Source organism: Nonomuraea helvata, from assembly GCF_039535785.1.
Lineage (GTDB): Bacteria > Actinomycetota > Actinomycetes > Streptosporangiales > Streptosporangiaceae > Nonomuraea > Nonomuraea helvata.
This window is the reverse complement of the sequence record NZ_BAAAXV010000001.1, coordinates 2,094,837-2,104,927: the sequence shown is the minus strand read 5'-3', so window position 1 is coordinate 2,104,927 and position 10,091 is coordinate 2,094,837. Positions and strand designations below refer to the sequence as shown.

The following is a 10,091-nucleotide window of genomic DNA, read 5'->3' as shown; positions in this document are numbered from 1 at the left end:
TCCTGAGTTGCGAACGCGCCCGGCAGGTTAGCGTTATCATCAAGATTCCCCGCAGGCCGCGGGTCGGATTGACCGGTGACCGTCGAACGACGTTTCCGGGTGCGGCGCCCGCGCAAAAGCCGGGATGCCCGGCCGCTCGGCCGCGGCGGTTCGGCGCGGAAATCGAAGTCGATTTGGAAGGATGGTCGGGACGGGCGCGTGTTCGTGCGCGGACCCGGCGGAGAGGGGCCGACGTCCGGCCGCGCCACGAGCGACATGGCGTCGCGGACGATGCAGAGCTGATCGAGCGCACGCGCGGAGCCCGTCCGATCCGCCAGGCACCCCGATTCATCGAGGTAATGCGACGTTTCCCCTGATCAGCCGCATAGAGGTGGTAACTGCGCGACGCCGGTGCAAAGGGCTCGCCATAGCGGGATGCCGCATGGTTATCGAAGCCGGCCGGGCGAATACCGGGAACCTGCGAACGCGGCTCCCGGTATTCGTCTGAGCTGTTCGACGGGACGATGCCTGACTTGTCGCTCGAGGTTTGCGCGACGGTCGCGTGACGTGTTGGATCGTGGGCCGGGACGGAAATGGCTCTCAGCTTCACGGCCGTCGTGGAGCGCGCCATGCCCGGCGCCTACGCGAGCCTGACCAAATGGATGAACGGCAAGCCGTCGAGAACGCGCCCGCCGGTCCATGCGCACAACGACCGCGGCAGTGGTGCGGCCCCGGCGGAGTGGCCCCTACCGGTCGGCGTAAGAAGGGCTGCAGTTCGGCCACGGGGAAGAGGCCGGCAATGTGTGCCAGATCACTCTCACGCAGCTCTGGTTGACACTCGAACTTGACCTTGGTAACGCGCCTCCGACATCCTCTAAATCCGGTGTGCCGCCGAATTACCGGTGCATCCGCGTCAGTCTCGCGGGCAGGGATCTCGCGTGTGTCTCGGTCTCCTGCCCGGATCGGACGCGATGAACCACGCCCTGGCGCGCGGGCTGGCCCGGCAGGCGAATAGCGGCTGGAAGGCACAAGGATAGATGGCGTCGGAATGGTGAAGACATGAATATCTCTGCGCAGGTGCTCGACGGAGTGTACGGCCGGCCGGCGTCGGGCCTGCGAGTGCGTTTGGAGCAGTTGGTCGACGGCGTGTGGGACGACATCGGCAAGGCCGAGACCGACGGCGACGGGAACGTCAGCAAGTGGGCCCACTCGGGGCTGTCCCGCGGGCTGTACCGGGTTGTCTTCGACAGCGACTACTACTTCTCCGGGCTCGGCATCGAGGCCATCTATCCGGAGATCGTGGTCGTGTTCCGGATCCGCGACGAGACCGACATCTGCAAGATCTTGGTCATGCTCTCTCCGAGCACGTACTCCACGTACTTCGGCACCAGGAGCTGAACGCCCGCTCCTCTAGGCGCGGCGCCGGGCACGGTAGGCGGCCACGTGCATGCGGTTGCCGCACGTCCGGCTGTCGCAGTAGACCCGGGACCGGTTGCGGGACTCGTCGACGAAGACGCGGTCGCAGTCGGGGGCCGAGCAGGTGCGCAGCCGTTCGACCTCGCCTTCGACCAGCAGATGGGCCAGGGCCACTCCGCAGTCGGCCGCCACGTGCTCGGCCAGCGTCGCGTCGGCGGCGAAGTAGTGCATGTGGAGCGGGTGGCCGTCGTGTTCCGTCAGGCGGGGCGTGATGCGGGTCTCCGACAGCAGGGCGTTCAGCGTGCGGACCGCCGTGGGCTGGTCGGGGGCCGTGAAGACCCGGTGGAACGCCTCCCGCACCATCCGCACGTGGCCCAGGTCGCGGGGCGTCAGCTTGGTCACACCGCTGATCTGGCGGGACTCCACGAACGCCTGCAACTCGGCCAGGCCGGCCAGCCCCTCTTCGCCGCCTGTGGAGGGCGAAGTGTTGACCAGTTCGACAACGGTGGCCAAAGAATGCACCATGTCATGGCCAAACGGCATGTTGACTCCTGTCCGCGCCGGGTTCTAGCGTCGTCGAACTGTATCTGCTGCATGGGCGTTCGGGGGTCTCCATGAGTGCACATCGCCGTATCGTGCTGGTCGCGATAGTCGGTGCGCTCATCATCTCCACCTCCGGCCCGTTGGTCCGGCTATCAGGTGTATCGCCCGCCACGTCGGCATTGTTCCGCTGTGCGTACGCCGTGCCGCCCATGCTCGTGCTGGCGCCGACCTCGTGCCCGAGTGGCCGGCGCACGGATGGCTGCTGCTGCTCGCGCTGGGGCCGCAGGTGCTGGGCTGGTCGCTGATCACGTTCTCGCTGCCGCGCCAGCCCGCCGCGCTCACCGCGCTGCTGCTGCTCATCCAGCCCATGACGACCGTGGCGCTGTCGGCGGTGGCGCTCGGCGAGCGACCGTCGGTCCTGCAGCTCGCCGGGTGCCTGGTGGTCGTCCTCGGCGTCCTGTACGGCTCCGGCCGCCGTGCTCAGGCCAGGGAAGCCCGCGACGAGGAGCTGTCGAAGGTGGCGTGAGGGGGCTCAGCCCACCTTGGCCGGGACCGTGGAGCACGAGGAGCAGGTGCCGAAGACCTCCACCGTGTGGGTGATCCCGGTGAAGCCGTGCTCGCTCCCCACGGCCTCCGCCCACCGCTCGACCGCGGGACCGGCCACCTCCACCGTGTGGCCGCAGCGGCGGCAGACCAGGTGGTGGTGATGGGCGTCGCTGGCGCACGCGCGGTAGACCGACTCGCCCTCGTCCGTGCGCAGCACGTCGACCTGGCCGCCGTCGGCCAGGGCCTGCAGGGCGCGGTAGACGGTGGTCAGGCCGATCTTGGCGCCGTGCAGGCGCATCTCGGCATAGACGTCCTGCGCGCTGCGGAAGCCCTCGCTCCTGCGGAGGGTGTCGTGCACGGCATCGCGTCTCGTCGTCATGCGGCCTCCTCCGTGCGCAACTTGGCTCTCTCGCTCACTGTCGACTCCTGGGTACGGCCTCGCCGTACGAATCTACCGATCGCGAGCGCCAGGACGAAGCCGGCGAGAGCAAGAAGCACGATCGCCGCACCGGGCGGCACCTTGGCCGAGTAGGTGGAGGCCAGCAGGCCGCCCACCGAGGCGAGCACCCCGAACAGCATGGCCAGCCCCATCGTGGTGCGGAACCCCCGCGTGAGCTGCTGACTGGTGGCCACCGGGATCACCATCAGCGCGCTGACCAGCAGCAGCCCGACCACGCGCATGGCGATCACCACGGTCAGCGCGGCCGTGACCGCGATCAGCAGGCTGAGGAAGCGCACCGGCAGGCCGCTCGCCCTGGCCATCTCCTCGTCCTGGCAGAGCACGAACAGCTCCCTGCCGAAGATCACGACCACCGCGATCACGGCGACGGCCAGCGCGCCGATCACCCAGATGTCCTGAGGGGTCACGCTGGCGATGGCGCCGAACAGGTACGAGTTCAGCTTGGCGTTGCTGCCGCCGGGCGCGATGCCCATGAGCATGACGCCGCCCGCGATCCCGCCGTAGAAGAGCAGCGCGAGCGCCACGTCGCCGCTCGTCCGCCCGCGAGCCCTGACCAGCTCGATGGCCACCGCCCCGACGACCGAGACGATCACGGCCGTGAGCACGGGCGCCGTGCCCGTCAGGAAGCCCAGGGCCACGCCGGTCAGCGCCACGTGTCCGATGCCGTCGCCCAGCAGTGCGAGCCGGCGCTGCACGATGAACGTCCCCACGGCGGGCGCGCAGAGGCCCACCAGCAGCGCGGCGACCAGGGCGAGCTGGAAGAGCTGCTCCTGGAGAAGTTCCATGATCATGATGCGTCTCCCTGCCAGCCCGTCAGCGGTCCCGCGGCCGGGGCCGCGGCGTGCGGGTGCTGGTGCTCGTGGCCTGGCCTGGCGCAGTCGCCCTCCGGGCGCGGCGGGCGGCCGTCGTGCGCGACGCGGCCCTCGCGGATCACCACGCCGCGGGTGATGATCGGCTCCAGCGGCCCCAGCTCATGCGCGACCAGCACCACCGTCTTGCCGTCGAGCACCAGCCCGGCGAGCGTGTCGGCCAGCAACTGCTGTGTCCCGGCGTCCACGCCCGCCGTCGGCTCGTCCATCACGTACGTGTCCGGCTCCCCGGCCAGCGCGCGGGCGATGAGCACCCGCTGCTGCTGCCCGCCCGACAGCGACTGCACGGGGTCGTTCGCGCGGTCGGCCAGCCGGACGGCCTCCAGCGCGTGGGCCACGGCGGCCCTGTCGGCCGGGCTGGTCCTGCGGAGCCGGCTCTGCCTGGCGATGCGGCCCGAGGCCACGACCTCCCGCACGGTGGCGGGCACGCCGCCGCCGACGTGCAGCCGCTGCGGCACGTAGCCGATGCGCCACCAGTCGCGGAACTTGCCGGGCGGTGAGCCGTACACCAGCGTCGTGCCGCCGGACAGCGGCGTGAGGCCGAGCAGCGCGCGGACCAGTGTCGACTTGCCGGAGCCGTTGGCGCCCAGGAGGGCCACGACCTCTCCAGGGCAGACGGTCAGATCGATCCCGCGAAGGACGGGCTTGCCATCGAAGGAGACCCGGCCGTCGGTCATCGCGAAGGCCGTTTCGCTCATGCCGTACACCCCAGTGCTGTTTGAAGGGTTTTGAGGTTATCGCGCATGGCGGACAGGTAGTCGCCGGAGGGCTTGCTCTCCAGCGGGTCGAGCACCGCCGTCTTCGCGCCGACCTGGTTCGCCAGCACCTCACCCACCTTGGGGCTGACCAGAGACTCGGTGAAGACCGTGGTCACGCCTTCGGACCTGGCCAGCTTGGCCACCTCGGAGAGGCGCGCGGGCGACGGCTCCTGCTCCGGGTCGAGCGTGATGCCGACCTGCTTGAGCCCGTAACGGTCGGCCAGATAGCCGAACGCCTCGTGCGCGGTGACCAGCGTCTTGGTCTTGCACGTGCTCAGGCCCTTGGCGAACTCCTGGTCGAGCGCTCCCAGCGCGCTCGCCGTCCTGGCGGCGCGATCCTGGTACGCCTGCGCGTGCGGCGGGTCGGCGGCGGCCAGGCGCTCGCCGAGCTTGGTGGCGACGGTGGCCAGGCGGGAGGGGTCGAGCCAGAGGTGCGGGTCGTAGGAGACCTCGTGATCGTGCTCCTCGCCCGCGTGCTCTTCGCCTCCGTGAGAGGGGAGCGTCTTGACGGCCGTCGCGGCGTCGAAGCTGCGGTCCGCGTCCACCGCGTCGTCCACGGCCGGCTGGACGCCCTTGATGTAGACGGTGAGCGCGGCCTTCTGGAGCTCGCTCACCTGCTGGATGCCCAGCTCCAGGTCGTGCGGCTCCACGCCGGGCGCGGTCAGGCCGGTGACGTGCGCGTCGGATCCCCCCACTTGCTCGGTCAGCCACTGGAGCGGATAGAACGCGGCCACCACCTCGGGCCGGTCTCCCGAGACGGTTTCAGCGGAGCCCGAGCCGCAGGCGGCAGTGGTGAGGAGAGTGGCTCCGGCCAGCAAACCAGCAGCGTACGACCGGGAAAATCCTGACATCATGTGAGTCAGTATGGGCCAAAATGAAAATGGTTGTCAAAACCGCGCTGAACTCACGGGGATGCCGGACGGCGGAGCTGGGGGCCAGGCGGCGCCGTACGGCATCCCGCCATCACCCCGGCTGATGTGCGCCGGCTGAGCCGTTGCCGGCGCCCAGGGCGATGTCCAAGCGGCGCTCGCCGGCGTAGACGTTCATCGAGTTCCCGCGCAGGAACCCGATGAGCGTCAGCCCCTCCTCCGCGGCCAGTTCGGCCGCGAGCGACGACGGCGCCGAGACCGCGGCGAGCGCCGGGATCCCGCCCATGACAGCCTTCTGCACCAGCTCGAACGAGGCCCGGCCCGACACCATCAGCACGGTGCCCCGCAGCGGGAGCCGGCCCTCGCGCAGCGCCCAGCCGAGCAGCTTGTCCACCGCGTTGTGCCGGCCCACGTCCTCGCGCACGCAGAGCGGCTCGCCGTCGGCCGTGAACAGGCCGGCCGCGTGCGGGCCCCCGGTCCTGTCGAACACCCGCTGGGCCGCACGCAGGTCGCGCTGCGACTCGGCGCGGGCCGCGACCCGCAGGTCGGCCTCGGTCCTCGAGCCGCCCTCCCCTGCGGTGGCGGGCGGCGGGCTGCTCGACCGGCTCGTCTACCTGAGCAAGGGGCTGTCGGTGGTGCTGGCCTTCATCGGCGTGAAGCTGATCCTCGAGGCCCTGCACCACGATGGCGTGTCATGCATGCACCTCCAATGACTCCACCCTCTGCCCGAGGTGTTTCGGAGCATGTGGCCTTCTGCGAACGTCAGGTCAACCGAGCTGCCGCGGGCGGCGCCGGCGCACCGGCTTGGGCGCCGGCTCGACCGGCTCCTTCTCGCGCTGTGCCAGGTAGGAGGCGCGGGTGTGCTCGGTGTGCTCACGCATGATCTTCGCCGCGCGGCGCTCGTCGCCCGCCTCGATGGCGTCGATCAGCGAGGTGTGCTCCTCCCACGAGGCCATGCCGCGCTGGCGGGCCACCGGCGTGTGGTACCACCGCACCCGCCTGGCCACCTGGCTGGCCAGCTCGGAGAGGACCTTGTTGCCCGACAGGGCGGTCACCAGGGCGTGCAGCTCGGAGTCGGTCGCCACGGCCGCCTCGACGTCGTCGGACTCCACCGCCGCGATGCCCCGGGCGCACAGCGCCCGCAGCCGCTGCACGCCGTCCTCGCCCGCGTGCTTGGCGGCGAGCCTGGCGGACTCGGTCTCCAGCAGGGTGCGCACGGCCAGCAGCTGGTCGGCCTCCTCCAGCGTCGGGACGTGCACGAACGCGCCCTGACCCGGGAACAGGTCCACCCATCCCTCGCCGCTGAGCTGCTGCAGCGCCTCGCGGACCGGCTGCCTGGAGACTCCCAGCAGCTCGGCCAGCTCGCTCTCGACCAGGTGCTGTCCCGGCTTGAGCTGCCCGGAGACGATGAGCTCTTGGATAGCCTCGATGACGCTCTCCCTGAGCGTGGCAGGGCGGGCGATTTTCGTGGCCGTCGCCTGACCGGCCTGATCCGAGAGCAACATGTCACGTCTCCAGGGCTGGACTAAAGTTTTTCGTCGACTGCCTACAGCATACCGTCCAGGGATGATCCCGGACCGCAACGCCGTGATCGCCAAGACGCCCACGGGCGGCGGGCTGTGCTGCCTCACGCTCGCCTGCGCGCTGGCCGTGCGTGAAGGGCTGCCGTTCACGCTGGTCAGCGGGGGCGGGGCGGAGCTTTCGCCGGTGCTCGTCGGCGGGCGCGCGCTGGGCTGCGTGTCGTTCGTGGGTGGCAGGGACGCGGGGGCGAAGGTGGCGACCTCGCTGGCCGACGTCGGACGCCGGCACGTGCTGGAGCAGGAGGGGCTCAACTGGTGGGGCGTGTGGGAGACGGCGACTGGGACCTGCTCACCCGGCAGATCCGGGCGTCGTTCGACTACGGCAAGCAGCGGTGCACCGCCTATCCGCGGTTCGTGGTGCAGCGGTCGCTGCTCAACCCGCCCCGCTCCTCGCCGCTCTTCCACGCCGAGCCGTTCGGGCCGGTGGACACGTTCGTGCTGGTGGACACGGAGGCGGAGCTGCTGGCCGCGATGAACGCCAGCAACGGCGCCCTGGTGGCCACGCTCTCCTGCGACGAGGAGGAGACGTTCCGGCGGCTGGCGCCGGAGGTGCGGGCGTTCAAGGTGGGGCACAACCGGCCGCGCTCACGGGGCGACCGGGAGGAGCTGTTCGGCGGGCTCGGGGCGTCCTGGCGCGGCGCGTTCGTCGGCGGCGAGCTGCTCGTACGGGCCGCCACCACGGGCCCGGACGGCGAGCGCCTGCCGGGCAACTTCCCGCACTACACCCTGCTCCCTTAGCCCTTCCAGATCAGAAGGCCCCGAAGCGGGTCGCGACAAGCAGCACCAGGAAGGTCAGCATGGCGACCCGCAGCACCTTCCCGCCGATCCCCAGCGACGGCCACGACAGGTACGCCAGCCAGCCGATGAACGCGATCACCGGCAGCACGGCCACGCCGCCCAGCGGGTTGGCCACGGCGAACCCGGCCAGCAGCAGGATCACCAGCACGGCGGGCGCCACCCAGCGGGGCACCTGGGTGAACAGATAGGTGATCGGCACGGCGCTGCGCTGCTCGACGGCCTTGCGCAGGCCGGTCGCGCCCGGCGTGAAGAACTGCTCGCCCTTGGGAAGCGGGCGCTTGCTGTCAGGGGCCACCCCCTGAGCCTACGGCAGTTGGCATGTCGGCCCCGTCGTAACGCCTTTAATCTGGTCGGGTGCTCGCCGTGATCCGATACACCGTTCCTGAGTCCCAGTCCCAAGATTTCGTCAAGCAAGGCCAAACCATCCTCGACACACTCGCCGCCCAGCCGGGCTACCGGCGTGGCAGGCTGGCCCGTTCGATCGATGAGCCCAACCTGTGGGCGCTGGTCACGGAGTGGGAGGGCGCCGGGTTCTACCGCAGGGCCCTGTCGGCTGCGAGGATGGCGCTGTACCCGCTGATGATCCTCATGGTCAACGAACCCGGCGCCTACGAGGACGTCTACCTACAAGACGGGCAGTAACGATTACTGGCGAGCGAGAGGGTGTGTGCGTCCCCTAAGCTGGGATCTCACCAATTTCAACTCGCCGACCTCCAGCCGGAAAGAGAATCAACCAAAATGGCACGACGCACCGACGTCATGGACACCATCGTCAGCCTCGCCAAACGCCGCGGGCTCGTATACCCGTCGAGCGAGATCTACGGCGGACTGCGCGCGTCGTGGGACTACGGTCCACTGGGTGTCGAGCTCAAGAACAACGTCAAGCGGCAGTGGTGGCTGTCGATGGTCCAGTCGCGCGACGACGTGGTGGGCCTCGACTCCTGCGTCATTCTGGCGCCCGAGGTGTGGCGGGCCAGCGGCCACGTCGACACCTTCACCGACCCGCTGACCGAGTGTCTCTCCTGCCACAAGCGCTTCCGCGCCGATCACCTCATCGAGGCGTACGAGGAGAAGAACGGCAAGTCGCCCGAGGGTGGCCTGGCCGACATCACCTGCCCCAACTGCGGCAACAAGGGCACCTTCACCGAGCCCAGGCAGTTCAGCGGTCTGCTCAAGACCTACCTCGGCCCGGTCGAGGACGAGTCGGGCCTGGCCTACCTGCGGCCCGAGACCGCGCAGGGCATCTTCATCAACTACCTCAACGTGCAGCAGTCGGCGCGCAGGAAGATCCCGTTCGGCATCGGCCAGATCGGCAAGTCGTTCCGCAACGAGATCACGCCGGGCAACTTCATCTTCCGCACCCGTGAGTTCGAGCAGATGGAGATGGAGTTCTTCGTCAAGCCGGGCACGGACGAGGAGTGGCACCAGTACTGGATCGACGAGCGCTTCCGCTGGTACTCCGACCTGGGCATCAACAAGGACAACCTGCGCCTCTACGAGCACCCGGCCGACAAGCGCTCCCACTACTCCACGCGCACGGTGGACGTCGAATACCGCTTCGGCTTCGCCGGCTCGGAGTGGGGTGAGCTCGAGGGCATCGCCAACCGCACCGACTACGACCTCACCGCCCACTCCAAGGCTTCGGGCGTCGACCTGAGCTTCTTCGAGCAGGACACGGGCGAGCGTTACGTCCCCTACGTCATCGAGCCGGCGGCCGGTGTCGACCGGGCGGCGCTGACGTTCCTGCTCGACGCCTACAGCGAGGACGAGGCGCCCAACGCCAAGGGCGTCATGGAGAAGCGCACAGTCCTGCGGCTCGACCACCGGCTCGCGCCGGTCAAGGCCGCGGTGCTGCCGCTCTCGCGCAACGCCGACCTGTCGCCGAAGGCCCGCGACCTGGCCGCGCAGCTGCGCCGCCGGTGGAACGTGGAGTTCGACGACGCGGGCGCGATCGGCCGCCGCTACCGCCGCCAGGACGAGATCGGCACGCCGTTCTGCATCACGGTCGACTTCGACACGCTCGAGGACCAGGCGGTCACGATCCGGGAGCGCGACTCGATGGCCCAGGAGCGCATCTCCATCGACGGCGTCGAGTCCTACCTGCGCCAGCACCTGAACGACTAGTTTCCAGTCGTCATTTGACGGGCCGCTCGCCGTTGTTCCGGCGGGCGGCCCGTTGTGCGTTGAAAAGCATGATTTTTTACGGCTGCGCACGGGCAGGCCACCCGCCGCACTTCGCCTGATCACCTTCCAGGAAACGGCCGCTGACCCTT

General features: G+C 69.6%; 11 protein-coding genes and 3 pseudogenes. 6 read left to right on the top strand and 8 right to left on the bottom strand.

Annotated features, from left to right (window positions below; genetic code table 11):
* Positions 1-1,038: 1,038 nt before the first annotated feature.
* Positions 1,039-1,377, top strand: a complete 339-nt coding sequence (locus tag ABD830_RS09675; RefSeq protein ID WP_344986175.1) for a hydroxyisourate hydrolase — start codon at positions 1,039-1,041, stop codon at positions 1,375-1,377.
* A 12-nt stretch (positions 1,378-1,389) separates the two neighbouring features.
* Here ABD830_RS09675 and ABD830_RS09670 read toward each other — a convergent pair whose 3' ends face one another.
* Positions 1,390-1,917: a CGNR zinc finger domain-containing protein gene (locus tag ABD830_RS09670; protein WP_344987653.1), complete on the bottom strand. Its 528-nt coding sequence runs from the start codon at positions 1,915-1,917 to the stop codon at positions 1,390-1,392.
* A 253-nt stretch (positions 1,918-2,170) separates the two neighbouring features.
* Between ABD830_RS09670 and ABD830_RS09665 the strand changes: the two genes are divergently transcribed.
* Positions 2,171-2,464, top strand: a complete 294-nt coding sequence (locus ABD830_RS09665; protein ID WP_344986174.1) for an EamA family transporter — start codon at positions 2,171-2,173, stop codon at positions 2,462-2,464.
* Between the two features lie 6 nt (positions 2,465-2,470).
* Here the strand turns inward: ABD830_RS09665 and ABD830_RS09660 are convergent, their stop codons facing one another.
* From ABD830_RS09660 to ABD830_RS09640, 5 genes and pseudogenes are all read right to left on the bottom strand, one after another.
* Positions 2,471-2,863: a Fur family transcriptional regulator gene (locus tag ABD830_RS09660; RefSeq protein ID WP_344986172.1), complete on the bottom strand. Its 393-nt coding sequence runs from the start codon at positions 2,861-2,863 to the stop codon at positions 2,471-2,473.
* Positions 2,860-3,732: a metal ABC transporter permease gene (locus tag ABD830_RS09655; RefSeq protein WP_344987652.1), complete on the bottom strand. Its 873-nt coding sequence runs from the start codon at positions 3,730-3,732 to the stop codon at positions 2,860-2,862. Before ABD830_RS09655 ends, ABD830_RS09660 begins: the two co-directional genes overlap by 4 nt.
* Positions 3,732-4,511 (bottom strand): metal ABC transporter ATP-binding protein, encoded by a 780-nt coding sequence (locus ABD830_RS09650; RefSeq protein WP_344986171.1) that lies wholly within the window; start codon positions 4,509-4,511, stop codon positions 3,732-3,734. The genes ABD830_RS09655 and ABD830_RS09650 overlap by 1 nt, the downstream gene beginning before the upstream one ends.
* The gene (locus ABD830_RS09645) at positions 4,508-5,389 is read right to left on the bottom strand and encodes a metal ABC transporter substrate-binding protein (protein ID WP_344986169.1); all 882 of its coding nucleotides are present in this window, start codon (positions 5,387-5,389) and stop codon (positions 4,508-4,510) included. The genes ABD830_RS09650 and ABD830_RS09645 overlap by 4 nt, the downstream gene beginning before the upstream one ends.
* Positions 5,390-5,534: 145 nt before the next feature.
* Positions 5,535-5,948, bottom strand: a pseudogene (locus ABD830_RS09640) (formate dehydrogenase accessory sulfurtransferase FdhD); the annotation flags it as partial.
* Between the two features lie 79 nt (positions 5,949-6,027).
* Between ABD830_RS09640 and ABD830_RS09635 the strand changes: the two are divergent.
* Positions 6,028-6,132, top strand: a pseudogene (locus tag ABD830_RS09635) (TerC family protein); the annotation flags it as partial.
* A 75-nt stretch (positions 6,133-6,207) separates the two neighbouring features.
* Here ABD830_RS09635 and ABD830_RS09630 read toward each other — a convergent pair.
* Positions 6,208-6,945 carry a GntR family transcriptional regulator gene (locus ABD830_RS09630; protein WP_344986168.1) on the bottom strand — a complete coding sequence of 246 codons (738 nt, stop codon included), beginning with the start codon at positions 6,943-6,945 and terminating at the stop codon, positions 6,208-6,210.
* A 76-nt stretch (positions 6,946-7,021) separates the two neighbouring features.
* Between ABD830_RS09630 and ABD830_RS09625 the strand changes: the two are divergent.
* Positions 7,022-7,758 (top strand): annotated as a pseudogene (locus ABD830_RS09625) (aldehyde dehydrogenase family protein); the annotation flags it as partial.
* Positions 7,759-7,768: 10 nt separating this feature from the next.
* Here ABD830_RS09625 and ABD830_RS09620 read toward each other — a convergent pair.
* Positions 7,769-8,113, bottom strand: coding sequence for a DUF6703 family protein (locus ABD830_RS09620; protein ID WP_344986167.1), 345 nt, complete (start codon positions 8,111-8,113; stop codon positions 7,769-7,771).
* A 59-nt stretch (positions 8,114-8,172) separates the two neighbouring features.
* Between ABD830_RS09620 and ABD830_RS09615 the strand changes: the two genes are divergently transcribed.
* Together ABD830_RS09615 and ABD830_RS09610 are read left to right on the top strand one after the other, a co-directional pair.
* Positions 8,173-8,460, top strand: a complete 288-nt coding sequence (locus ABD830_RS09615; RefSeq protein WP_344986166.1) for an antibiotic biosynthesis monooxygenase family protein — start codon at positions 8,173-8,175, stop codon at positions 8,458-8,460.
* A gap of 96 nt (positions 8,461-8,556) precedes the next feature.
* Entirely contained in the window at positions 8,557-9,942 is a 1,386-nt protein-coding gene (locus ABD830_RS09610; protein WP_344986165.1) for a glycine--tRNA ligase, read from the top strand.
* Positions 9,943-10,091 lie beyond the last annotated feature (149 nt).

What these genes read in the sequence shown, in the direction of transcription:
- ABD830_RS09675 (WP_344986175.1), top strand. Translation starts at nt 1,039, where the DNA reads ATGAATATCTCTGCGCAGGTGCTCGACGGAGTGTACGGCCGGCCGGCG.
- ABD830_RS09660 (WP_344986172.1), bottom strand. Translation starts at nt 2,863, where the DNA reads ATGACGACGAGACGCGATGCCGTGCACGACACCCTCCGCAGGAGCGAG.
- ABD830_RS09650 (WP_344986171.1), bottom strand. Translation starts at nt 4,511, where the DNA reads ATGAGCGAAACGGCCTTCGCGATGACCGACGGCCGGGTCTCCTTCGAT.
- ABD830_RS09630 (WP_344986168.1), bottom strand. Translation starts at nt 6,945, where the DNA reads ATGTTGCTCTCGGATCAGGCCGGTCAGGCGACGGCCACGAAAATCGCC.
- ABD830_RS09610 (WP_344986165.1), top strand. Translation starts at nt 8,557, where the DNA reads ATGGCACGACGCACCGACGTCATGGACACCATCGTCAGCCTCGCCAAA.